Annotated in this window: 21 protein-coding genes; 10 read left to right on the top strand and 11 right to left on the bottom strand. The window is 64.7% G+C overall.

The annotated features are described in order from the left end of the window. Window positions 1-4 precede the first annotated feature (4 nt). The 8 genes from L6D75_RS04675 to L6D75_RS04640 all read right to left on the bottom strand — a co-directional run bounded on the left by L6D75_RS04675 (window position 5) and on the right by L6D75_RS04640 (window position 7,647). A complete protein-coding gene (locus tag L6D75_RS04675) occupies window positions 5-1,624 on the bottom strand; it encodes an EAL domain-containing protein (protein ID WP_176515924.1) in 1,620 nt (539 codons plus the stop codon). A 71-nt stretch (window positions 1,625-1,695) separates the two neighbouring features. Further along, complete coding sequence (locus tag L6D75_RS04670; protein ID WP_176515926.1) at window positions 1,696-2,472, bottom strand: N-acetylmuramoyl-L-alanine amidase; 777 nt, start codon at window positions 2,470-2,472, stop codon at window positions 1,696-1,698. Between the two features lie 79 nt (window positions 2,473-2,551). Further along, window positions 2,552-2,941 carry a hypothetical protein gene (locus tag L6D75_RS04665; RefSeq protein ID WP_176515929.1) on the bottom strand — a complete coding sequence of 130 codons (390 nt, stop codon included), beginning with the start codon at window positions 2,939-2,941 and terminating at the stop codon, window positions 2,552-2,554. Between the two features lie 93 nt (window positions 2,942-3,034). After that, window positions 3,035-4,942: a GGDEF domain-containing protein gene (locus L6D75_RS04660; protein WP_176515930.1), complete on the bottom strand. Its 1,908-nt coding sequence runs from the start codon at window positions 4,940-4,942 to the stop codon at window positions 3,035-3,037. Between the two features lie 96 nt (window positions 4,943-5,038). Then, on the bottom strand, window positions 5,039-5,893 hold the full coding sequence (locus L6D75_RS04655; RefSeq protein WP_176515933.1) for an endonuclease/exonuclease/phosphatase family protein: 855 nt from the start codon (window positions 5,891-5,893) through the stop codon (window positions 5,039-5,041). A 12-nt stretch (window positions 5,894-5,905) separates the two neighbouring features. Beyond that, window positions 5,906-6,541 (bottom strand): thiol:disulfide interchange protein DsbA, encoded by a 636-nt coding sequence (dsbA, locus tag L6D75_RS04650; protein WP_176515935.1) that lies wholly within the window; start codon window positions 6,539-6,541, stop codon window positions 5,906-5,908. Window positions 6,542-6,695: 154 nt separating this feature from the next. Beyond that, window positions 6,696-7,313, bottom strand: coding sequence for a c-type cytochrome (locus tag L6D75_RS04645; protein ID WP_176515937.1), 618 nt, complete (start codon window positions 7,311-7,313; stop codon window positions 6,696-6,698). A gap of 31 nt (window positions 7,314-7,344) precedes the next feature. Then, on the bottom strand, window positions 7,345-7,647 hold the full coding sequence (locus L6D75_RS04640; RefSeq protein ID WP_176515939.1) for a c-type cytochrome: 303 nt from the start codon (window positions 7,645-7,647) through the stop codon (window positions 7,345-7,347). A 193-nt stretch (window positions 7,648-7,840) separates the two neighbouring features. Here L6D75_RS04640 and yihA point away from each other — a divergent pair, with 193 nt between their 5' ends. Beyond that, a complete protein-coding gene (yihA, locus tag L6D75_RS04635; RefSeq protein WP_016394236.1) occupies window positions 7,841-8,473 on the top strand; it encodes a ribosome biogenesis GTP-binding protein YihA/YsxC in 633 nt (210 codons plus the stop codon). A 444-nt stretch (window positions 8,474-8,917) separates the two neighbouring features. On the opposite strand, the gene polA is transcribed toward yihA, so the two are convergent. After that, window positions 8,918-11,665 carry a DNA polymerase I gene (gene polA / locus L6D75_RS04630; RefSeq protein WP_176515941.1) on the bottom strand — a complete coding sequence of 916 codons (2,748 nt, stop codon included), beginning with the start codon at window positions 11,663-11,665 and terminating at the stop codon, window positions 8,918-8,920. Between the two features lie 74 nt (window positions 11,666-11,739). On the opposite strand from polA, the gene L6D75_RS04625 reads away from it, so the two are divergent. Next, window positions 11,740-12,027, top strand: a complete 288-nt coding sequence (locus tag L6D75_RS04625) for a DUF2782 domain-containing protein (protein WP_013970316.1) — start codon at window positions 11,740-11,742, stop codon at window positions 12,025-12,027. 69 nt (window positions 12,028-12,096) lie between these two features. Beyond that, a complete protein-coding gene (locus L6D75_RS04620) occupies window positions 12,097-13,047 on the top strand; it encodes a homoserine kinase (protein WP_176515943.1) in 951 nt (316 codons plus the stop codon). 111 nt (window positions 13,048-13,158) lie between these two features. On the opposite strand, the gene L6D75_RS04615 is transcribed toward L6D75_RS04620, so the two are convergent. Beyond that, window positions 13,159-14,115 (bottom strand): zinc ABC transporter substrate-binding protein, encoded by a 957-nt coding sequence (locus tag L6D75_RS04615; protein WP_176515945.1) that lies wholly within the window; start codon window positions 14,113-14,115, stop codon window positions 13,159-13,161. 18 nt (window positions 14,116-14,133) lie between these two features. Here L6D75_RS04615 and zur point away from each other — a divergent pair, with 18 nt between their 5' ends. From zur to L6D75_RS04595, 4 genes are all read left to right on the top strand, one after another. Then, a complete protein-coding gene (gene zur, locus L6D75_RS04610) occupies window positions 14,134-14,619 on the top strand; it encodes a zinc uptake transcriptional repressor Zur (RefSeq protein ID WP_176515947.1) in 486 nt (161 codons plus the stop codon). Next, on the top strand, window positions 14,616-15,389 hold the full coding sequence (gene znuC, locus L6D75_RS04605; RefSeq protein WP_176515949.1) for a zinc ABC transporter ATP-binding protein ZnuC: 774 nt from the start codon (window positions 14,616-14,618) through the stop codon (window positions 15,387-15,389). The genes zur and znuC overlap by 4 nt, the downstream gene beginning before the upstream one ends. After that, window positions 15,382-16,164, top strand: a complete 783-nt coding sequence (gene znuB / locus L6D75_RS04600) for a zinc ABC transporter permease subunit ZnuB (protein WP_176515951.1) — start codon at window positions 15,382-15,384, stop codon at window positions 16,162-16,164. Before znuC ends, znuB begins: the two co-directional genes overlap by 8 nt. Window positions 16,165-16,291: 127 nt before the next feature. Next, window positions 16,292-16,999, top strand: a complete 708-nt coding sequence (locus L6D75_RS04595; RefSeq protein ID WP_176515954.1) for a PA5502 family lipoprotein — start codon at window positions 16,292-16,294, stop codon at window positions 16,997-16,999. Between the two features lie 113 nt (window positions 17,000-17,112). On the opposite strand, the gene katE is transcribed toward L6D75_RS04595, so the two are convergent. Further along, window positions 17,113-19,257, bottom strand: a complete 2,145-nt coding sequence (katE, locus tag L6D75_RS04590) for a catalase HPII (RefSeq protein WP_176515956.1) — start codon at window positions 19,255-19,257, stop codon at window positions 17,113-17,115. Window positions 19,258-19,485: 228 nt separating this feature from the next. On the opposite strand from katE, the gene L6D75_RS04585 reads away from it, so the two are divergent. The 3 genes from L6D75_RS04585 (at window position 19,486) to L6D75_RS04575 (ending at window position 21,999) form a co-directional block, all read left to right on the top strand. Next, entirely contained in the window at window positions 19,486-20,493 is a 1,008-nt protein-coding gene (locus L6D75_RS04585; protein ID WP_176515959.1) for a methionine ABC transporter ATP-binding protein, read from the top strand. Continuing rightward, the gene (locus tag L6D75_RS04580) at window positions 20,493-21,164 is read left to right on the top strand and encodes a methionine ABC transporter permease (RefSeq protein WP_176515961.1); all 672 of its coding nucleotides are present in this window, start codon (window positions 20,493-20,495) and stop codon (window positions 21,162-21,164) included. The genes L6D75_RS04585 and L6D75_RS04580 overlap by 1 nt, the downstream gene beginning before the upstream one ends. 64 nt (window positions 21,165-21,228) lie before the next feature. Then, the gene (locus L6D75_RS04575) at window positions 21,229-21,999 is read left to right on the top strand and encodes a MetQ/NlpA family ABC transporter substrate-binding protein (RefSeq protein WP_176515963.1); all 771 of its coding nucleotides are present in this window, start codon (window positions 21,229-21,231) and stop codon (window positions 21,997-21,999) included. The last annotated feature ends 64 nt before the right edge of the window (window positions 22,000-22,063 follow it).

Genomic DNA, 22,063 nt, shown 5'->3' with positions numbered 1-22,063 from the left:
GCCCTCAGGGCTCGTCATCCAGGCGCTGGCGCCCGACTTGCCGGCCGCGGGTGACCAGCTCGGCGAATTGCCGGGCATTGAGCGGGTGGGCGAACAGCCACCCCTGCCCGTAATTGACCCCTTCGCTGTTGAGCAGCACTGCCTGGGCCTCGCATTCGATGCCCTCGGCAATCACCCGCAGGTGCAGGTCATGGGCCATGCGGATGATGTGCGGGGCCACGCCGCTGCTGGCGGCATCGTGCCCGAGGGCATCGATGAAGGCCTTGTCGATCTTCAGGCAGTCCACCGGCAAGGTCTGCAGGTAGGCCAGGCTGCAATAGCCGGTGCCGAAATCGTCGATCAGCACCTGATGCCCGACGGCGCGCAGGGCTTGCAGGTTGTCACGGGCCACCACCACATCGATCAGCCCGCGCTCGGTCACCTCGAAGGCGATCTGGCTGGCCGCTACCCGGTGCAGTGCCAGCAAGCGTGCCGCCACCCGGCCGATGCGCGGCGCCATCACATCGCAGGCGGCGAGGTTCACCGAGATATAAAGGTTGCGGTGCGAGCGCAGCAACTGGCCCAACTGCTCCAGCACCCGCTGCAGGACAAAATCGGTGATCTGGCGAATCTGGCCGGTGTTTTCGGCCAGCGGGATGAACAGATCCGGGCTGGTCAGGGTGCCGTCCGGCCTTCGCCAGCGCACCAGCGCTTCGGCGCCCACGCAGCGGCGGCTGTCGAGTTCGATGATGGGCTGGTAGAGCACCTGTAATTCGCCGCGGCGCAACGCGGTCTGCAATTCCGAACTCATCGAGCGGCGCTGCTGGATCAGCTGCAGCACCAGCCAGCCAATGCAGCAGGCTGCCAGCACACTGCCGGGGAACAGCAGCCAGAGCATGCCGTTCATCCTCAGCGGCAGACTGGCCCGTGGCGCGATCAACACCAGCTGGTAGTCCGGGGATTTGGTCGGCATGCGATAAACCAGGCGGTCATGCAGCTCGAACAGCGCGTTGTTGCTGGGCGGCGGCCAGGTGCTTGCCGGAGGCCAGACCTGCGGCGGGCCCAGCACCGGGATCGCCCGGGTGCCATTGTCGAGCACCACCAGCAGGCTGCCACCCGGCGGCAGGTCGACCACATCGGTGAGGTGCCCGCGTGAGGTGGACACCAGGAAATTGCCCCGCGCGAGCATCAGCGCGGCGAGGTTCTCGTTGGGTTCGGTGGTGGTGTTGAGCCAGTAGCTGTAGGTCGGGCCCTGGATATCCGGCGCCCGCGTGGGCACGAAGGCCCTGGCGCCGCCGCGGTTGGAGCAGGCGACATTGCTGTCGACATAAGCCGCCTCATAGATGAAGCGTGACCCCAAGCCCACCTGTTGCAGCAATGCCAGCATGGCCGGGCTGCATCCACGCAGTGGCTGCGACTGAAGCTCGTCGACGCCTTCGCGCAGTTGGCCGAACACCTGCTCGAGGCGGTCGAGAAAGCGCTCGCCCTGGGCGTTCATCTGCGCGCTCTCGCTTTCCTTCATCTGTTGCAGGGCAATGGCGATGCTGGCGGTGAGCAAGACTGCGGCGCTGGCCACCGCTGCCAAGGTGGCCAGCATCCAGGGTTGGTAAAAAAATTGGCGCAGTGCAGTTATCAGGGCCGACATGGGCAGCATCCAGTTGATATACAAGGTATAGCAACTGGATGGAGGATTGCCCTGGCCGTTGGGCGGAGGAGTCAGCGGGTGCGGTTGAGCACTTGCAGCATCGCTGCCGTCTGGGCATCAGGCGTGCCATCGAAGCGCTGTGGGCGGAAGCGCATCTGGAAGGCCGCGATGACGTGACGGGTGGCGACATCGAGCACCCCGGTCTGCTCGATCGCGTAGCCAAAGCGCGCCAGCTCCTGCTGGAACCAGCCGATGCTCGGCGGGTTGGCGCTGAAATAGGCCTGCTGGCGGGCCACGGCATTGGCCTCGGGCCATACCCCAAGCCCCTCGTCGGCCAGGCGCTTCCAGGGGAACAGCGGCCCCGGGTCGAGCTTGCGCAGCGGCGCGATGTCACTGTGGCCGATGATGTGCCGTGGCTCGATGTTGTTGCGCTTGACGATGTCCTTGAGCAGGGCGATCAGCGACTGGATCTGCGCCTCGCTGTAGGGGTACCACACGCGGCCGTTGGGGGTATCGTCGAACCCGGGGTTGACGATCTCGATGCCGATGGAGCTGGAGTTGAGCCAGGTGCGCCCCTGCCATTGGCTGTCGCCGGCGTGCCAGGCGCGGCGGTTTTCGTCGACCAGCTGATAGACCGTGGCCGGGCCGTCGCCGATCAGGTAGTGGGCGCTGACTTCACCCTGGGTCAGCAGCGCCAGCGAACGCTCCAGCGACGCATTGGTGTAATGCAGGACGACGAACTGGATGCGGTTGTCCTGGTTGGCCGAAGGGTGGCTGCGATCGATCCGCAGGCCTGTGGAGCAGCCCGTCAGGATCAGCAGAGCGAGCGCGGTGAAAAGCGTTTTCATCAGGAGGGGCACGTCGATTTGAAGTAAGCGTGCCCATCAGTATAACGAGCCCCTGCCCGGCGTTCTGGATATCCTTGTATCAGCGCGTGCACATCAGCAGGAATTCCATCGAATTGTCGCCACTGGGGCCGTCGACATCGACCAGCTGCGTATTGACCGTAACGCTCTCGTAGGTTGGCTTGCCGACTACCTTGGCGTGGCCATGCACAAGGCGTTGCTCGGAGCTGGCGTCAATTGCAGACACCGCGCAGAAGCCGGGGTCCTGGTGCACGATGCGCTTGTTGAAATGCAGCTTGTACTGGCTGAAATAGTTGTCTTGAGGGGTGTGCTCCACCCGCTCGATCCATGCAGGCCATGCCCGCACCACCTCGCCAGCGGCATTGATGTGCGCGGTCCAGAGCACGTCCCTGGCCATCGCAGCGGAGTGAAAGGCGAAACCTGACAGCAACACCAAAAACCATTTTTTCATCATGAGTCTCCTGAAGCAGTGGGTAGATAACCGGGGCATCGAAGCCTCGACACCCGGCCAGCCAGTCTCGGCTCACCACTGCTCAGGAAGGTGCTACATGTCTACCACCCGATTACGCCCCAGGTCCTTGGCCTTGTAGAGCGCCGCATCGGCACGCTTGAGCACCTGGTCGCCGCGCTCGCCGGAGCGGAAGGCGCTCACGCCGATGGACGTGGTGATGACCACGCGCTCGCCTTTGAAATGGAACGGGCAGGCCTCGATCGCGGCGCGCAGCACTTCGGCGACCTGGGCAGCGGCGGCAGGCGAGGTCTGCGGCAGCAGCACGACGAACTCCTCGCCGCCGAAACGGGCGATGAAGTCGCGTGCCCGCAGGCGCTTGCGCAGCTGATCGGCGACGATCTTCAGCACCTTGTCGCCGGCCAGGTGGCCGTAGCTGTCGTTGATGCGCTTGAAGTGGTCGAGGTCGAGAATCGCCATCGCCAGGTGGCCGCCATGCTCCTGCCAGTCGAGCATCTCGCGCTCGACCTGCTCGCTCCAGGCGGCGCGGTTGGGCAGGCCGGTCAGGGGGTCGATCAGGGCCTTCTGGCGCTGCTCTTCGAGGTGCTCGCGATAGCCCAGGGCTTCCTGCTCCATGCTCGCCACGCGTTCGGCCAAACCTTGCAGGCGCCCGGCCAGTTCCTGCTCGCGGCGGTCGCGTTCCTGCTGGTGGTCGTCCATGGTGACCAGCAGGCCTTCCAGGCGGTTTTCCAGAATGTGCTTGAGGCTGTCGACGTCGGCCGCGCCCTGCACGCTGCTCTGCAGGCCATCGACCTGCTCGCGCAGCTGGCTGTCCAGTTCACGCGCGGCGGTGCTGTTGTCGGCATGGCCGGCGCTGGCTTCGTGCAGGTGGCTCTGGAAGGTTTCCAGGCGCTCGTTGAGCTGCTGCAGATAGGTTTCGAACTCGTGCTGGCCGCTGTCGGTGATGGCCAGCATGAGCACGGCCAGGTCATCGAGCACCGGAATCAGTTCGTACCAGTTCAGCCCGCGCGCCACCCGCTCGCGCATCGCCAGGGCCTGGGCCTTGTGGCGCTCGGGCAGGCTGAGGTCATCCAGCAGGCCGATCAGCGTCTGCTCGATATGCGCGGCCACCTGGCTGTAAGGCGGCTCGACCGCGTCCGGGAGCGAGTAGGGGCCGTCTTCGTCGAAGGTTTCCTCGAGGCTCGCCAGGACCTCAGGTTCGGCTGTCGCGTCCTCAGGCGATGCCTGCTCATCTGCCGCAGGCTCGGCGATGGCTGCCTGCTCCACGACGGCTGCCTCGGGCTCTGGCTGTGCAGGCTCTTCTGGCGGCGGCGGTGCAAGCGGGCTCAGCTCATCGGCATCCCTTGGCGGCAGGTCCACCAGCACGGGGCCGTCAGGCAATGGCCGCTGCGGCGCTTCAGCCGGCGCATCGGCAACCACGGGCGCCGGGTGGGTATCGCTCGGTTCCTGCGGCTCGTCTTCGCGGTTACCGAACAGGCGCTGCAAAAGCCCAGGCTTGGCTTGATCGTCCGGCTTGCCCAGCGACGCCAACGCGCGCCCTTGCAGGCCGCTGAGTTCACCCAACAGCGGGGGCAGCTCGCGTGACTGGCTGACACCCCCATCGAGTTTTTTCGCCAGCTTCTTCAGCGGCCTGGAAACCTCACCGGGCAGCGGCAGGCCTTGAAGTTGGGTCACCAGCGCGGTCAGCGCATCGCTGACCTGGTTCATGCGCGTTTCGCGGCGTTGCTCGGAGTCGAGCACGGCCTTTTCCAGGCGTGGAATCAGCCCGGCAAGCCCGGCGTCCATGTTGTCGGTGCGGATGACCTCGCGCATTTCCTTCATGCACTGGTCAACGACCTTGTCGCTGCCTTCTGCGGCAAGGGAGCTGCGCACCAGGCCACGGCGCAGCAAGTCGAGGCGGGCAGCCCAGCGGCGCTCGAGCTTTTCCTGCTGTTCGATGCTTTTTAGGTATTTTTCTTTCCAGCGCTCGGCTTCTTCGGTCATGCCTGGATCCGCAACGGGTAATGCATCTGGGGGACGTGATGACACGCTGTCGGCGCGCGCCCGGAACACTTGAGGGTTCAGGCGGCTTTTGCTGATCTAGCGCAAGACCGGCAGCGTATCCACAGTCAGTGCATCAGGCAATCGGATCTCCACGGCGACCGGGAGGTGGTCGGATATCGGCTGCGCCAGCACCTCGACCCGCTCCAGGGTCAGGCTCGAGCTGAGCAGGATATGGTCCAGGCAGCGCTGCGGGCGCCAGCTGGGGAAGGTTGCTTCGACCTGCGGGGCAATCAGGCCCAGGTCGCGCAAGGGGGAATGGTCGAGCAGGTCGGTGGCATGGGTATTCATGTCGCCCATCAGCACCTGATGGCGGTAGCCGCCGATCAGCTCGCGGATGTAGGCCAGCTGGCGGGCGCGGGTCTTGGCACCCAGGGCCAGGTGCATCATCACCACGATCAGCGCATCTTCACCTTCGCCGAAGCGCACCAGAATCGCACCACGGCCGGCCGGGCCGGGCAGGGGGTGGTCTTCGAGCAGTTGTGGCTTGAGGCGGCTGAGCACGCCGTTGCTGTGCTGGGCGAAGCGCCCGAGGTTGCGGTTGAGCTGCTGGTACCAATAGGGGAAGGCCCCCAGGTGGGCGAGATGTTCGACCTGGTTGACGTAGCCTGAACGCAGGCTGCCGCCGTCGGCTTCCTGCAGGGCCACCAGGTCGAACTCGCCAAGCAGCTCGCCAATCTTCTGCAGGTTGCCGGCACGCCCGTTGTGCGGCAGCAGGTGCTGCCAGCTGCGGGTCAGGTAATGGCGATAACGCTCGGTGCTGATGCCCACCTGGATATTGAAGCTGAGCAGCCGCAGGCGACCATCCTCAGGCAGGCCGGGAGCCTGCAGGTGATGCTCGTTGACCTGCGGCTGGTGCAGGCCAATGCCACGCGCGGATCGGAAACGGCGCATGGGGTTCGCCGCTTACTTAGCGGCGCGCTCCTTGGCGATCAGCTGGTCGGCGACGTTCAGCACGCCGTCCGGGCCACCGGCGGTGCCCAGGTCGAAGCGGTACTTGCCGTTGACCACCATGCTCGGTACACCGGTGATTTCATACTTCTTCGCCAGTTCCTTGGCCTGGGCGACCTGGCCCTTGATGGCGAAGGAGTTGAAGGTCGCGAGGAACTTGTCCTTGTCGACACCCTGGGTGGCGAGGAAGTCGGCCATGTCTTTAGGGTCGGTCAGGCGCTTGTGCTGGTTCTGGATGGCGTCGAAGACGGCAGCGTGAACCTTCTGCTCGACGCCCATGGCTTCGAGGGTCAGGAACATCTGGCCGTGGGCGTCCCAAGGGCCGCCGAACATGGCTGGTACGCGCTTGAAGTTGACGTCCTTGGGCAGTTTTTCCGCCCATGGGTTGATGGTCGGCTCGAAGTGGTAGCAGTGGGGGCAGCCATACCAGAACAGCTCGACCACTTCGATCTTGCCGGGCACGGATACCGGAACAGGGTTGCTCAGCTCGATGTATTCCTTGCCGGCCGTGGCAGGTTCTGCTGCCTGTACGGCGGCCATACCGAATACGCTGGCAGCGACCAGCGCAGCGCTGAGAATCAGTTTACGCATGCTTTACTCCTGAGCAGTCATTGGTCGCCTCGACGCGACCTGTGGTTCAGACAGGTCGGGAAGGGCCCGAGTTCTGTAGTGTACCGGCTGCGGACAGAAAAAAGGGCGGCCCGCGCCGCCCTTTCATCTTTACAGTTGGCGCATTAACCGAATGTTAATGCAGGCCCTGGATGTAGCTGGACAGCGCCTGGATGTCCTTGTTGCTCAGCTTGCTGGAGATGGAGCGCATGATGGCCGCATCGCCATCGTTGGTGCGCTCGCCTTCGCGGAAGTCGGTCAGCTGCTTGGCCACGTACTGGGAATGCTGGCCACCCAGGTGGGGGAAGCCTGCCAGGGCGATGCCCGCGCCATTGGGCGAGTGGCAACCGATACAGGCCGGCATGCCTTTCTCCAGGTCGCCCCCGTTGAACAAGGCCTTGCCGCGCTCGACCAGTGCCGGGTCGGCGGCGCCCACGCTGCCTTTCTGGCTGGAGAAGTAGGCGGCGATGTCGGCCAGGTCCTGATCGCTGAAATTGGCCAGCATGCCGGTCATTTCCAGCACGGTGCGCTTGCCCGACTTGATGTCGTGCAGCTGTTTCTCCAGGTAGCGCTGGCCCTGGCCGGCCAGTTTCGGGAAGTTCGGCGCCAGGCTGTTGCCGTCGGGGTTGTGGCAGGCCCCACAAACGGCCGTTTTGGCCTGGCCGGCGGCGGCATCGCCTTTGATGGGGTCAGCAGCAGTGGCTGCACCGGCGACACCCATGGTCAACAGCAGACTCACGACTAGTTTGTTCATCAGCTAATCCAACACGGCTAAGGGTGAAATGTTATGTATCGGGACTGCCGCTCATCCAAAGGATGACCAAACGGTAGTCCTCGGCACTGCAGTCCATGCACAATCCACGCGGCGGCATAGCCTTGAAACCCTGTGTAACATGCGCCTGAAGTACCTCCATGCCTTTCGCCAGCCTTGGCTCCCATGCTGCCCGGTCACCCCGCTTGGGTGCCTGTGGCAACTGCCCGGCGTGACAGGCCGCACATGTGCGGTTGTACAACGCCTCGGGATCCTGTGTAGCCTGTGCGCTGAAAAACGGCAGGAACATACCGACAGCTAGCAGCCATTTCGCCATGCGAAACGACCTGACAGGGTTGGGGGACGCGCTGCGTTCTGATGCGCGAGCTATTGTTCGACACCCCATGCCCGTTCTCCTTCGCTGGGAGAATGAGCACACAAAAACTGGGGCATTATATACTTCCGCCATCCAAACGGAAACGACACCGCTTGCCGGCCTAGGCTTTGGCAACACCCACATCGGAAATCCCATGCAAGTCAAGAACCCCATCCTCGGCCTCTGCCAGAAAGCCAAATTCGCCCTCAGTGCTGCCAAGGTCGAACAATGCCCGGACGACCAGGGTTACGAGGTGGCTTTCGCCGGCCGTTCCAACGCCGGCAAATCCAGCGCCCTCAATACCCTGACTCATGCCAGCCTGGCGCGTACCTCGAAAACTCCAGGGCGCACCCAGCTGTTGAATTTCTTCAGTCTGGACGATGAACGGCGTTTGGTCGACCTGCCGGGCTACGGATATGCAAAAGTCCCGATTCCGCTCAAGCAGCACTGGCAGCGTCACCTGGAAGCCTACCTGGGCAGCCGCGAGTGCCTGCGCGGCGTGATCCTGATGATGGACGTGCGCCATCCGATGACCGACTTCGACAAGATGATGCTCGACTGGGCCAAGGCCAGCGGCATGCCGATGCACATCCTGCTGACCAAGGCCGACAAGCTGACCCACGGCGCCGGCAAGAACACCCTGCTCAAGGTGCAGTCGGAAATTCGCAAGGGCTGGGGCGATGGCGTGACCATCCAGCTGTTCTCGGCACCCAAGCGCCTGGGCCTGGAAGAGGCCTACAAGGTGCTGGCGGACTGGATGGAGCTGGAAGACAAGCCGGTGGCCTGAAGGCGCCCTTTTTGTAGGAGCGGCCTTGTGTCGCGACAGGGGCGCGAAGCGGCCCCTGCAACCTGTGCAGCGCTGCTGAAATCCTGGGGCTGCTTTGCAGCCCTTTCGCGACACGAGGCCGCTCCTACCAGGGACTGCGCAGGGCCCTTTAATCAAATTCCGGGCAAAAAAAACCCCGGACTTCGTATGGGGAGGGGGAAGTTCGGGGTTCAAGTCCGGACCGCTAGGGCGGGGCCCGGGTATCTGCCAACACTTAACACAACATAGGAGCATCGAAAGGCTTCACCAGCCGTTCAGTTACTCTGAGTGGCGCTTCACCACTTTAGTTCCGAAGCCCTCAAAACTATTTGCGATAGTTTCATGAAACCTCCGAACTAATGGCATCGAGCCATGCCAGGATCCGCGTCACTACGTCGCAGATCCTACACAGCTTTCCCGGCTCAATCAGTGAGCTTCGTCCCAATTCGCGCCAATACCCACTTCGACCAGCAGCGGAACATCCAGTTGCGCCGCACGGCTCATGTGCCCGCGAATTTCATCTTTGACCTGCTCGACCAAATTCTCACGCACCTCCAGCACCAGTTCATCGTGCACCTGCAGGATCACGCGCGCATCCAGGCCGCTCTCGCTAAGCCAGTTGTCGACGTTGACCATCGCCCGCTTGATGATGTCGGCCGCCGTGCCCTGCATCGGCGCGTTGATCGCCGTGCGCTCGGCGCCTTTGCGCAGGGCCGGGTTCTTGGCATTGATATCGGGCAGGTACAGGCGCCGGCCGAACAGGGTTTCGACGAAACCTTGCTCGGCGGCCTGGGCGCGGGTGCGCTCCATGTAGGCCAGCACGCCCGGGTAGCGGGCGAAGTAGCGGTCGATGTAGTCCTGGGACTGCTTGCGATCGACGCCGATCTGCTTGGCCAGGCCAAACGCGCTCATGCCGTAGATCAGGCCGAAGTTGATGGCCTTGGCGCTGCGCCGCTGGTCGGTGGTCACCGCTTCCAGGGCGACGCCGAACACTTCCGCCGCAGTGGCGCGATGCACGTCCAGGTCGTTGCGGAAGGCGTGCAGCAAGCCTTCATCCTTGGCCAGGTGGGCCATGATGCGCAGCTCGATCTGCGAATAGTCCGCCGCCAGCAGCTTGTAGCCCGGGCTGGCGACGAAGGCCTGGCGAATGCGCCGGCCTTCGGCGGTGCGGATCGGGATGTTCTGCAGGTTCGGGTCGCTGGACGACAGCCGCCCGGTGGCGGCCACGGCCTGCTGGTACGAGGTGTGGATACGCCCGGTGCGCGGGTTGATCTGCCCCGGCAGCTTGTCGGTGTAGGTGCTCTTGAGCTTGCTTAAGCTGCGGTACTGCATCAGCACTTCAGGCAGCGGGTAGCCTTGTTCGGCCAGCTCGTCGAGCACCGCTTCGGCAGTCGATGGCTGGCCCTTGGCGGTCTTGCTCAGCACCGGCATGCCCAGCTTGTCGTAGAGGATCGAGCCCAGCTGCTTGGGCGAACCCAGGTTGAATTCCTCACCGGCCAGCTCGAAGGCGCGGCGCTCCAGCTCGGCCATCTTCACCCCAAGCTCGCCACTTTGCACCTGCAGCAGCGCGGCATCGACCAGCGCCCCCTGGCGCTCGATCTTGGCCAGCACCGGCACCAGCGGCATCTCGATGTCCATCAACACCGGCTGCACGCTCGGCGTCTTGGCCAGGCGCGCCTGCAGGGCCTGGTGCAGGCGCAGGGTGATGTCGGCGTCTTCGGCGGCGTAGGGGCCGGCCTTTTCCAGGTCGATCTGGTTGAAAGTCAGCTGCTTGGCGCCCTTGCCGGCGATGTCCTCGAAGGCGATGGTGGTGTGGTCGAGGTACTTCTGCGCCAGGCTGTCCATGTCGTGGCGGGTGGCGGTGGAGTTGAGCACGTAGGACTCGAGCATGGTGTCGTAGGCCACGCCGCGCATCTCGATGGCCGGGCTGCCATTGGCCAGGATGTTGATGTCGTACTTGGCGTTCTGCCCGACCTTGGCCTTGGCCGGGTCTTCCAGCAGCGGTTTCAACGCCAGCAGCACGGCCTCGCGGTCCAGCTGTGCGGGAGCCCCCTCGTAGTCGTGGCCCAGCGGCACGTAGGCGGCTTCATGGGCATCGACCGCGAACGACAGGCCGACCAGTTGCGCCTGTTGTGCATCGAGGCTGGTGGTTTCGGTGTCGAAGGCGAACAGCGGCGCCTGGCGCAGTTTCTCCAGCCAGGCGTCGAAGCGGGCCTGGTCGAGAATGGTCTCGTACTTGGGCTCGACCTTGGCCGCCGGCTCCTCGGCCGGGGCGATGTCATCGCCGGCCCTGGCCGCGTCGCGCTGCACGTCGGCGATCCAGCTCTTGAACTCCATATCGGTGTACAGCGCCAGCAGGGCCTCGCGGTCCGGCTCGCCGCACACCAGCGCGTCCACTTCGATATCCAGCGGCACATCGACCTTGATGGTCGCCAGTTCGTAGGACAAGAACGCCGCGTCGCGGTGTTCCTGCAGCTTGGCGGGCAGGGTCTTGGCACCCCGGATGGCCAGCGTCGGCACCTTGTCGAGGTTGGCGTAGAGGTCGCTGAGGCCGCCGCCGATACCGGTCAGCAGGCCGACCGCGGTCTTCTCGCCCACGCCAGGCACGCCAGGGATGTTGTCGACCTTGTCGCCCATCAGGGCGAGGAAATCGATGATGTGCTCCGGGCCCACGCCGAATTTTTCGTGCACGCCGGCAACGTCCAGCACGCTGCCGGTCATGGTGTTGACCAGGGTCACGTGGCCGTCCACCAGCTGCGCCATGTCCTTGTCGCCGGTCGAGATGATCACCGGCCGGCCCATGGCTGCGCTGCTGCGCGCCAGGGTGCCGATCACGTCGTCCGCCTCCACGCCCTCGACGCACAGCAGCGGGTAGCCCAGCGCCTTGACGCTGGCGTGCAAAGGCTCGACCTGGACCCGCAAGTCGTCGGGCATGCTCGGGCGGTTGGCCTTGTATTCGGCGAACATGGCGTCGCGGAAGGTGCCGCCCTTGGCGTCGAACACCACGGCGAACAGGCTGTCGGGGTACTGTTTGCGCAAGCTCTTGAGCATGTTCAGCACACCCTTGACCGCGCCGGTGGGCATGCCCTTGGAGGTGGTCAGCGGCGGCAGCGCGTGGAAGGCGCGATAAAGGTAGGAGGAACCGTCCACCAGGACGAGGGGCGCTTGGCTCATGAGCAGAATCAACCTTTTCGGCGGGTCCGGAGCTAGAATAGCCGGATCAATGACGACAAAGGGACAAGGTTATCATGCGTACACTCAATCGCCTGTTACTGCTCGGCCTGTTGGCAACCATGCCAGTCGTCACCCTGGCGGCGGACGACGCCCCCTCGGCAGATCCCGAGGTGACCATTCGCACGGAAGGCGACAAAACCATCCAGGAATACCGGCAGAACGGCTTCCTGTATGCGATCAAGATCACGCCGAAAAACGGCAAGCCTTATTTTCTGGTACGCGCCGATGGCTCTGATGGCAATTTCATTCGTTCCGACCAGCCGGACATGCTGATCCCGTCCTGGAAGATCTTCGAGTGGTAATCTGACGCGTATCGTTCACATCAACCCGGCACTTCCCGGCGGAAGTGCCCGTATGGGCATTTTTTCATCATGTCAGTCTTCACCCCCGTGACCCGGCCTGAGCTGGAAACCTTTCTGGCGCCTTACGAGCTGGGCCGTCTGCTCGACTTCCAGGGCATTGCCGCCGGCACCGAAAACAGCAACTTCTTCGTCAGCCTCGAACAGGGGGAGTTCGTCCTGACGCTGATCGAACGCGGCCCCAGCGAGGACATGCCGTTCTTCATCGAGCTGCTCGACACCCTGCACGGCGCCGACATGCCGGTGCCCTATGCCATCCGCGACCGCGACGGCAACGGCCTGCGCGAGCTGTGCGGCAAGCCGGCGCTGCTGCAGCCGCGGCTGTCGGGCAAGCACATCAAGGCGCCGAACAACCAGCACTGCGCCCAGGTTGGCGAGCTGCTGGCGCACATCCACCTGGCCACCCGCGACCACGTCATCGAACGCAAGACCGACCGTGGCCTGGACTGGATGCTGGCATCCGGCGCCGAGCTGATGCCGCGCCTGAGCGCCGAACAGGTGGCGCTGCTGCAGCCGGCACTGGCTGAAATCACCGCGCACAAGGCGCAGATCCTGGCCCTGCCACGGGCCAACCTGCATGCCGACCTGTTCCGCGACAACGTGATGTTCGAGGGCACCCACCTGACCGGTGTGATCGACTTCTACAACGCCTGCTCGGGCCCGATGCTGTATGACATCGCCATCACCGTGAACGACTGGTGCCTGGATGAGCAGGGCGCGATCGACCTGCCACGCGCCCAGGCGCTGCTGGCGGCCTACGCGGCGCTGCGGCCGTTCACGGCAGCCGAGGCCGAGCTGTGGCCGGAAATGTTGCGGGTAGGCTGTGTGCGCTTCTGGCTGTCGCGCCTGATTGCCGCGGAATCGTTTGCCGGGATGGATGTGATGATCCATGACCCGAGCGAGTTCGAGGTGCGCCTGGCGCAGCGTCAGCAGGTGGCCTTGAAGCTGCCGATCGCGCTCTGAGCGTAGCGGCCCTATCGCCGGCAAGCCGGCTCCCACAGGTTGATCACCGCCCGCAATGACGGTGCAGTACCTGTGGGAGCCGGTTTGCCGGCGATAGGGCCAGCCCAGCCATCACAACTGCTCCAGGCACCCCGCCAAATCGCTGCCCAGTTTTTCCAGCAAGCGCTCATAGCCCTTGGCATCCACCGGGTCGGTACCGCCCAGGGCATCCAGCTCCGCCAAGCGCACCGGCAACCCGGCCGTCAGCGTCTCGGCCAAGCGCGGACGCAGCGGCGGCTCACTGAACACACAGGTCTTGCCCACTTCCTGCAGGCGCTTGCGCATGGCCGCCACATGCTGCGCGCCAGGCTGCACTTCCGCCGCCACGCTGAACACGCCGGTGTGCTTCAGGCCATAGGCAGACTCGAAGTAGTCGAACGCTTCGTGGAACACGAAATAAGGCTTGTCGGCGATGCCGGCCACTCGCGCTTTGATGCGCGCATCCAGGCCATCGAGGCGCTCGGTGAAGGCCTTCAGGTTGCTCTGGTAACGCGCCGCGTTGGCCGGGTCGGCCGCCGCCAGGTCCGCCGCCATCTTCGCCGCGATCACCCGCGCGTTGAGCGACGACAGCCACAGGTGCGCATCCAGGCTGCCCGGGCGGTGGTCGTGGTCATGCTCGTCTGCGTCGTCCGCCTCGTGGGAATGGCTGTCCTCGCCGAAATGGCGCAGATGCAGGCCAGGCAACGCCTGCACGGCGACCGTTGGCTTGCTGCGGCTGCCCAGCACCCGCGGCAGGAAGTTCTCCATGTCGGGGCCGATCCAGTACAGCAGGTCGGCCTCGCCCACCTTGCGCACATCGGAGGGGCGCAGCGCATAGTGGTGCGGCGAGGCGCCCGGCGGTAGCAGCACGTCAGGGCTGCCGACACCGTCCTGCACCGCGGCGGCGATCTGCTGCAACGGCTTGATACTGGTCAGCACGCGCACGTCGGCCTGCGCCGAGCAGGCGATGAATGCGACAAAAAGCACAAGGAATCGGGACACGATGAATACTCGACTCGTCAGAAACAGGTAACATAATAACGTCTCCATCCAGAACCGTCGCTGCCCATGTCCATCACGCCGCTGGCTCACCGTCCCCACGATCACTCCCATTGCGTGCACAGCGCCCTGGCCGAAGCCGACGCCTTGTGCGCCCGCCAGGGCCTGCGCCTGACCGCGCTGCGCCGCCGCGTGCTGGAACTGGTGTGGCAGAGCCACAAGCCGCTGGGCGCCTACGACATCCTCGCCGTGCTCAGCGAGCAGGATGGCCGCCGCGCCGCGCCGCCCACGGTGTACCGCGCCCTCGACTTCCTTCTGGAAAACGGCCTGGTGCACCGCATCGCCTCGCTCAACGCCTTCATCGGCTGCAGCCACCCGGAGCACGCCCACCATGGCCAGTTCCTGATCTGCCGCGTGTGCCACGTGGCCATCGAGCTGGAGCAGGACAGCATCAGCGATGCCATCGTCACCAGCGCCAAGGGCGTGGGCTTCACGGTCGAGACGCAGACGGTGGAAATCGTCGGCCTGTGCGGCAACTGCCGGAGCGCGGCATGAGCGACGCCCTGATCCGCCTCGAGCAGGTCGGCGTCACCTTTGGCGGCGAGGCGGTGCTCGACAGCATCGACCTGGCGGTCGCTCCCGGCCAGATCGTGACCCTGATCGGCCCCAACGGCGCCGGCAAGACCACCCTGGTGCGTGCCGTGCTCGGGCTGCTCAAGCCGCACCGCGGCAGCGTGTGGCGCAAGCCGAAGCTGCGCATCGGCTACATGCCGCAGAAGATTCAGGTAGACCCGACCCTGCCGCTCTCGGTGCTGCGCTTTCTGCGCCTGGTGCCCGGCGTAGACCGCGCGGCAGCCTTGTCGGCGCTGCAGGAAGTGGGGGCCGAGCAGGTGATCGACAACCCGATCCAGACCATTTCCGGTGGCGAGATGCAGCGTGTGCTGCTGGCCCGGGCGCTGCTGCGTGAACCGCAGTTGCTGGTGCTGGACGAGCCCGTGCAGGGCGTCGACGTGGTCGGCCAGACCGAGCTGTACAACCTCATCACCCGCCTGCGCGACCGCCACGGCTGCGGCGTGCTGATGGTCTCGCACGACCTGCACCTGGTGATGAGCGCCACCGACCAGGTGGTGTGCCTCAACCGCCATGTGTGCTGCTCGGGCCACCCCGAGCAGGTCAGCAACGACCCGGCCTTCGTCGAGCTGTTCGGCCAGAACGCCCCGAGCCTGGCCATCTATCACCACCATCACGACCACAGCCACGACCTGCACGGCTCGGTCGTCGCCCCTGGCGCCCATGTTCACGGAGAGCACTGCAAGCATGGCTGATTTTCTTCTCTACGCCTTGCTTGCAGGCCTTTCCCTGGCGCTGGTGGCGGGCCCGCTGGGCTCCTTCGTGGTGTGGCGGCGCATGGCCTATTTTGGCGACACCCTGTCCCACGCCGCCCTGCTGGGCGTGGCCCTGGGCTTCGTGCTGGATGTCAGCCCGGCGCTGGCGGTCACCGTCGGCTGCCTGTTGCTGGCCATCCTCCTGGTGACCTTGCAGCAGCGCCAGCCACTGGCCTCGGACACGCTGCTCGGCATCCTCGCGCCCAGCACCCTGTCGCTGGGCCTGGTGGTGCTGAGCTTCATGAAGGACGTGCGCATCGACCTGATGGCCTACCTGTTCGGCGACCTGCTGGCGATCAGCCCTGGCGACCTGGGCTGGATCCTCGGCGGCAGCGCCCTGGTGCTGCTGTTGCTGGCCGCATTGTGGCGGCCGCTGCTGGCAATCACCGTGCACGAAGAGCTGGCCATGGTCGAAGGCCTGCCAGTGGCCGCCCTGCGCATGGCATTGATGCTGCTGATTGCCGTGGTGATCGCCGTGGCCATGAAGATCGTCGGCGTGCTGCTGATCACCTCGCTGCTGATCATCCCGGCGGCTGCGGCGCAGCGCCACGCCCGCTCGCCCGAGCAGATGGCACTGGGTGCCAGCCTGCTGGGCGTGACCGCGGTTTGCGGGGGCCTGGCCATGTCCTGGTTCAAGGACACCCCGGCCGGCCCGTCGATCGTGGTCTGCGCGGCAGTGCTATTCTTGCTGAGCCTGGCCCTGCCAAAACGCTGAAAAGCGGGGTGCGCATCGGCGTGCCCTGCAACCTTTTCGCGGGTAAAGGGTCTGTAAGACCTGTTTTCGAGCGTGCGCACCTGGGTGTAGACTTGCTCGCTTTTTGCGCAAATAGAGAGTCGCAGGAATGAAGCCGTTCGCATCCCGTTATCTGCTTGTTGCCGCGTTTTCCCTGTTCCTGGCCGCCTGTTCCAGTGCGCCGGTGGAGCAGGCCAGTGCACCTGCCCAAGCCGATGCCTGGCAGCAGCTGCAGCAGAATATCGCCAGCAATGAGCTGGCCACCGCCGAAGACCAGCTGGCTGCCTTGCAGGCCCAGTCGCCGAACGACGCGCGCCTGGAGCAATACCAGCGCCAGTTGGCCGAGGCCTACCTCAAACGCAGCCAGATCGTGCTGCAAAAAGGCGATGTCAACGCCGCCGCAACCGCGCTGGCGCGCGCCCGTGCGCTGATGCCGCAGGCCCCGGCAGTCACCGGTGGCGACGCCGTTGGCCAGGCCCGCAAGGCCGAGCTGGAGAAAGCCGAGGCGGCCTTGAAAGCTGCCGAGGCCAAGCCCCAGGCGCGGGTGATCGACCCAACGGCGCCGAGCACGGTAATCGCGCTGAAGACCACCGACATCGCCGCGATGCGCCGTCAGCTCGATGAAATTGCCAAGGATGTGGTGAATTACCAGTGCGAGGTGGTGTTCCAGGTGCCGCGCACCGAGGACGCGCCGTGGCTGAAGAACCTGCTGGAGAAGCGGGTGCACAAGATCGACAGTGGCTTCAAGCTGAAGCAGAAGCATGAGATTCAGCGCAAGATGCCGGCTCAGGTGGTATTGGTCCCGCATCAGCGGTGACGTTTCAGGGCCTCATCGCCGGCAAGCCGGCTCCCACAGAGAGCTCCACAGGCCCTCGAGACCTGTGGTTGGCCCTGTGGGAGCCGGCTTGCCGGCGATGAAGGCGCCGCCGATCAGGCAGGCACACCCTCTGCAGCCGCCTCCCGCTCCCACACCCGATGCCCTTCCACTGCTTTGACAAAGGCCTCCACGGCCTTCTGCTCATCCCCCAGCAGCAACCCCTTGTCTTCCTTGAGCCCCAGGCCGGCGAGCAATGCCTTGGCATCCTTGGCCAGCATGATCGCCTTCAGGTGCTTGTAGCCCTCGAGCAGGAAATGCTTGGCCACGCCGCTGGCGCTCAACGCATCGATCGAGGCCTTGCCGCCCGCGACGACGATCCCGTCGAACATCACCGAAGGCATCCCTTCGATCGAGGCATCCACTTTCAACGGCTTGCCATCGGCCATCTTCACAGGCGCCGAAGTAGGCCCCAGCAGCATCGGCCGCGCGCTCTTGGCCTCGAGCGCCTTGACCAGCCTGTCGACGCTGGCCGCATCCACGCCATCGGCCACCAGCACGGCAATCTTGCGCCCCTTGATGCCCACGTCGCCGGGGTGGTTCATCTGGCTCAAAGCCTTGGACTGCGCGGGTTTGCTGCCTTTTACCTGGACCGTGCCCTGCTTGGGCGCCGGTAGCCCCAGGTTGGCCGCCACCGCCGCCGCCAGCTTCAGGTCGATGTTGGCCAGGATCTCGTTCACCTGGCGAGCCCGGATCGCCTCGCGCTCCACCTTGCCCAGCTCGAAGCTGTAGGCCTTGATGATGTGCTGCTGCTCGGTCGGGCTCATGCTCTGGAAGAACAGCCGCGCCTGGGAGAAGTGGTCGCCGAACGACTCGCTGCGCTGGCGGATCTTGTGCGCCTCGATGCGCTCCTGGTAGCTCTCGAAGCCGCCATCCTGCGCGGCGGGTGGGGTTTCTTTCGGCCAGCCGCCATCGATCGAATTGGGCTCGTAAGACGCGCGGCCCTTGTCGATGGTCATGCGGTGCATGGCATCACGCTGGCTGCTGTGGTTGGGCGCCACCGGCCGGTTGATCGGGATTTCATGGAAGTTCGGCCCGCCCAGGCGGCTGATCTGGGTATCGGTGTAGGAGAACAGCCGGCCCTGCAGCAGCGGGTCGTTGCTGAAATCGATGCCCGGCACGATATGCCCGGGGCAGAAGGCCACCTGCTCGGTTTCGGCGAAGAAGTTGTCCGGGTTGCGGTTTAGCACCATCTTGCCCAGCGGCGTCACCGGCACCAGCTCTTCGGGGATGAGCTTGGTGGGGTCGAGCAGGTCGAAGTCGAACTTGTGCTCGTCGGCCTCCGGCACGATCTGCACGCCCAGCTCCCATTCCGGGTAGTCGCCGGTCTCGATCGCGTCCCACAGGTCGCGGCGGTGGTAGTCGGTGTCCTTGCCGGCCAGCTTCTGGGCTTCGTCCCAGAGCACCGAATGCACGCCCTGGCGCGGCTTCCAGTGGAACTTGACGAAGCTGGCCACGCCTTGGGCGTTGATCAGGCGGAAAGTGTGCACGCCAAAGCCCTCCATCATCCGCAGGCTGCGCGGGATGGCGCGGTCGGACATGGCCCAGATGACCATGTGCGCCGATTCCGGCACCAGCGAGACGAAGTCCCAGAAGGTGTCGTGGGCCGAGCCGCCGGTGGGCATCTCGTTGTGCGGCTCGGGTTTGACCGCATGCACGAAGTCGGGGAACTTGATCGCATCCTGGATGAAGAACACCGGCATGTTGTTGCCCACCAGGTCGAAATTGCCCTCATCGGTGTAGAACTTCACGGCAAAACCGCGCACATCGCGCACCGTGTCACCCGAGCCGCGCGGCCCCTGCACGGTGGAAAAGCGCACGAACACCGGGGTGATCTTCTGCGGGTCCTGCAGGAAACCGGCCTTGGTCAGCTCGGCATGGTTGCCGTAGCTCTGGAAGTAGCCATGGGCCCCGGTGCCGCGGGCGTGGACGATGCGTTCGGGGATGCGCTCGTGGTCGAAGTGGGTGATCTTCTCGCGCATGATGAAGTCTTCGAGCAACGATGGCCCGCGCGCTCCGGCCTTCAGGCTGTTCTGGTTGTCGGCGACCTTCACCCCCTGGTTGGTGCGCAGCGCCTGGCCGGTGGCATCGCTGCGAAACGCCTCCAGGCTCTGCAGCTTGGCGTTGGTATTGGCCCGGTCGGGGGTCTGGGTGCCGGCGGCCTCGCTGTGCTTGGGCGCATCCGTTTTCTTGCTGGGCATGGTCGGCTCTCCTCGTCAGTCATCAGGCGTGCCCTTGGTCGGGCTTGTTCAAGTAGTGACTGGAGGGCTTTGCCGAGCGTTCAATCGGGATTACCAGTTGTCGTGTTATGCCCGATGGATTGGTCCGTTACGAAATAAATGCTAAGAACAACTATGGGAAAAGGCTAAAATGCGCCACCCCAGCCAACCGCTGACCCCAAATTCCATGCGCCCCACAAGGTTCGCTACGTGATCGAGTTCCAACATGTACACAAGACCTACCGCGTCGCCGGTAGGGAAATCCCCGCCCTGAACCCGACCAGCCTGGCCATCGAAGACGGCCAGGTGTTCGGCCTGATCGGCCATTCCGGCGCCGGCAAGAGCACCCTGCTGCGCCTGATCAACCGCCTGGAAGAGCCTTCCGGCGGCAAGATCATCGTCGACGGCGAAGACGTCACCGCGTTCAACGCCAACCAGCTGCGCGGCTTCCGCCAGCAGGTGGGCATGATCTTCCAGCACTTCAACCTGCTGGCGTCCAAGACCGTGGCCGACAACGTGGCCCTGCCGCTGACCCTTGCCGGCGAGCTGTCGCGCAGCGCAATCGACAAGCGTGTCAGCGAGCTGCTGGCCCGTGTCGGCCTGCAGGACCACGCCAAGAAGTACCCGGCGCAGTTGTCCGGCGGCCAGAAACAGCGCGTCGGCATCGCCCGCGCCCTGTCCACCAACCCCAAGATCCTGCTGTGCGACGAGGCCACCAGCGCCCTCGACCCACAGACCACGGCCTCGGTGCTGCAATTGCTGGCCGAGATCAACCGCGAGCTGAAGCTGACCATCGTGCTGATCACCCACGAGATGGACGTGATCCGCCGGGTCTGCGACCGCGTGGCGGTGATGGATGCCGGGCAGATCGTCGAGCAAGGCTCGGTGGCCGAGGTGTTCCTGCACCCGCAGCACCCGACCACCAAGCGTTTCGTCCAGGAAGACGAACAGGTCGACGAAGGCGAGCAGCGTGATGACTTCGCCCACGTGCCAGGGCGCATCATCCGCCTGACCTTCCAGGGCGACGCCACCTACGCGCCGCTGCTGGGCACCGTGGCCCGCGAAACCGGCGTGGACTACAGCATCCTCGCCGGGCGTATCGACCGCATCAAGGATGTGCCCTATGGGCAGCTGACCCTGGCCGTGACTGGCGGCGACATGGAAGCGGCGTTCGACCGCTTCAAGGCAGCTGACGTACATATGGAGGTACTGCGTTGATGGACGCCCTGAATTTCTTTGCCAACGTCGACTGGGCCGAAATCTGGCTGGCGACCATCGACACCATGATCATGCTGTTCGGCTCGCTGTTCTTCACCGTGCTGCTGGGCCTGCCGCTGGGCGTGCTGCTGTTCCTCTGCGGGCCGCGCCAGATGTTCGAGCAGAAGGGCGTGTACGCGCTGCTGTCGCTGGTGGTCAACATCCTGCGCTCGCTGCCGTTCATCATCCTGTTGATCGTGATGATCCCGATCACCGTGCTGATCACCGGCACCTCGCTGGGCGTGGCCGGTGCCATCCCGCCGCTGGTGGTGGGCGCCACGCCGTTCTTCGCGCGCCTGGTGGAAACCGCCCTGCGTGAAGTGGACCGCGGCATCATCGAGGCCACCCAGTCGATGGGCGCCACCACCCGCCAGATCATCACCAACGCACTGCTGCCGGAAGCCCGCCCGGGCATCTTCGCCGCCATCACCGTCACCGCCATCACCCTGGTGTCGTACACCGCCATGGCCGGCGTGGTCGGCGCCGGCGGCCTGGGCGACCTGGCCATCCGCTTCGGCTACCAGCGCTTCCAGACCGACGTCATGGTGGTCACCGTGGTGCTGTTGCTGGTACTGGTTCAAGTCCTGCAGAGCGTGGGCGACAAACTGGTGGTGCATTTTTCCCGTAAGTAACCCCAATGGGGTCGGCCCGGCCGACCCGTTCGGGGGCCGTCGCGGCCCTCACAAGGAGTGATTCATGAAGAAGCTGCTTGCTGTTGCTGCCGCTGTCGCGGCCTTCTCGGTCCATGCCGGTGACCTGACCGTCGCCGCCACCCCGGTGCCGCACGCCGAGATCCTCAACTTCGTCAAACCCCAGCTGGAAAAAGAGGGTGTGAACCTGAAGGTGAAGGAATTCACCGATTACATCCAGCCGAACGTGCAAGTGGCCGAAAAGCGCCTGGACGCCAACTTCTTCCAGCACCAGCCGTACCTGGATGAGTTCAACAAGGCCAAGGGCACCCACCTGGTCAGCGTGACCGGCGTGCACATCGAGCCGCTGGGCGTGTACTCGTCCAAGATCAAGAAGCTCGACGAGCTGCCGTCCGGCGCCACCGTGGTCATCCCCAACGACGCCACCAACGGCGGCCGCGCCCTGCTGCTGCTGGACAAGGCCGGGGTGATCAAGCTCAAGGACAACAGCAACATCCTGTCGACCGTGAAGGACGTTGCCCAGAACCCGAAGAACGTGAAGTTCCGCGAGCTGGAAGCGGCCACCATCCCGCGCGTGCTGACCCAGGTCGATATCGCCCTGATCAACACCAACTACGCGCTGGAAGCCAAGCTGAACCCGGAGCAGGACGCGCTGGCCATCGAAGGCAGCGACTCGCCTTACGTCAACATCCTGGTTGCCCGTCCAGACAACAAGGACTCCGAAGACATGAAGAAACTGGCAGCAGCGCTGCACTCGCCTGAGGTGAAGCAGTTCATCACCGAGAAGTACAAGGGCGCTGTGGTACCGGCGTTCTAAGCCTCAGCATTTCGTTGCCCCCATCGCCGGCAAGCCGGCTCCCACAGGCACGTGTGGGAGCCGG

Source organism: Pseudomonas faucium (assembly GCF_021602585.1).
In the GTDB taxonomy this organism is placed as follows: Bacteria; Pseudomonadota; Gammaproteobacteria; order Pseudomonadales; family Pseudomonadaceae; genus Aquipseudomonas; species Aquipseudomonas faucium.
The sequence above is the reverse complement of the archived record's forward strand: the minus strand, read 5'-3'. Positions and strand labels throughout refer to the sequence as shown.

Bases quoted from the DNA above. Each gene is read 5' to 3' on its own strand.
- L6D75_RS04675 (WP_176515924.1), bottom strand. From the start codon at position 1,624: ATGTCGGCCCTGATAACTGCACTGCGCCAATTTTTTTACCAACCCTGG.
- L6D75_RS04670 (WP_176515926.1), bottom strand. From the start codon at position 2,472: ATGAAAACGCTTTTCACCGCGCTCGCTCTGCTGATCCTGACGGGCTGC.
- L6D75_RS04665 (WP_176515929.1), bottom strand. From the start codon at position 2,941: ATGAAAAAATGGTTTTTGGTGTTGCTGTCAGGTTTCGCCTTTCACTCC.
- L6D75_RS04660 (WP_176515930.1), bottom strand. From the start codon at position 4,942: ATGACCGAAGAAGCCGAGCGCTGGAAAGAAAAATACCTAAAAAGCATC.
- L6D75_RS04655 (WP_176515933.1), bottom strand. From the start codon at position 5,893: ATGCGCCGTTTCCGATCCGCGCGTGGCATTGGCCTGCACCAGCCGCAG.
- dsbA (WP_176515935.1), bottom strand. From the start codon at position 6,541: ATGCGTAAACTGATTCTCAGCGCTGCGCTGGTCGCTGCCAGCGTATTC.
- L6D75_RS04645 (WP_176515937.1), bottom strand. From the start codon at position 7,313: ATGAACAAACTAGTCGTGAGTCTGCTGTTGACCATGGGTGTCGCCGGT.
- L6D75_RS04640 (WP_176515939.1), bottom strand. From the start codon at position 7,647: ATGGCGAAATGGCTGCTAGCTGTCGGTATGTTCCTGCCGTTTTTCAGC.
- yihA (WP_016394236.1), top strand. From the start codon at position 7,841: ATGCAAGTCAAGAACCCCATCCTCGGCCTCTGCCAGAAAGCCAAATTC.
- polA (WP_176515941.1), bottom strand. From the start codon at position 11,665: ATGAGCCAAGCGCCCCTCGTCCTGGTGGACGGTTCCTCCTACCTTTAT.
- L6D75_RS04625 (WP_013970316.1), top strand. From the start codon at position 11,740: ATGCGTACACTCAATCGCCTGTTACTGCTCGGCCTGTTGGCAACCATG.
- L6D75_RS04620 (WP_176515943.1), top strand. From the start codon at position 12,097: ATGTCAGTCTTCACCCCCGTGACCCGGCCTGAGCTGGAAACCTTTCTG.
- L6D75_RS04615 (WP_176515945.1), bottom strand. From the start codon at position 14,115: ATGGAGACGTTATTATGTTACCTGTTTCTGACGAGTCGAGTATTCATC.
- zur (WP_176515947.1), top strand. From the start codon at position 14,134: ATGTCCATCACGCCGCTGGCTCACCGTCCCCACGATCACTCCCATTGC.
- znuC (WP_176515949.1), top strand. From the start codon at position 14,616: ATGAGCGACGCCCTGATCCGCCTCGAGCAGGTCGGCGTCACCTTTGGC.
- znuB (WP_176515951.1), top strand. From the start codon at position 15,382: ATGGCTGATTTTCTTCTCTACGCCTTGCTTGCAGGCCTTTCCCTGGCG.
- L6D75_RS04595 (WP_176515954.1), top strand. From the start codon at position 16,292: ATGAAGCCGTTCGCATCCCGTTATCTGCTTGTTGCCGCGTTTTCCCTG.
- katE (WP_176515956.1), bottom strand. From the start codon at position 19,257: ATGCCCAGCAAGAAAACGGATGCGCCCAAGCACAGCGAGGCCGCCGGC.
- L6D75_RS04580 (WP_176515961.1), top strand. From the start codon at position 20,493: ATGGACGCCCTGAATTTCTTTGCCAACGTCGACTGGGCCGAAATCTGG.
- L6D75_RS04575 (WP_176515963.1), top strand. From the start codon at position 21,229: ATGAAGAAGCTGCTTGCTGTTGCTGCCGCTGTCGCGGCCTTCTCGGTC.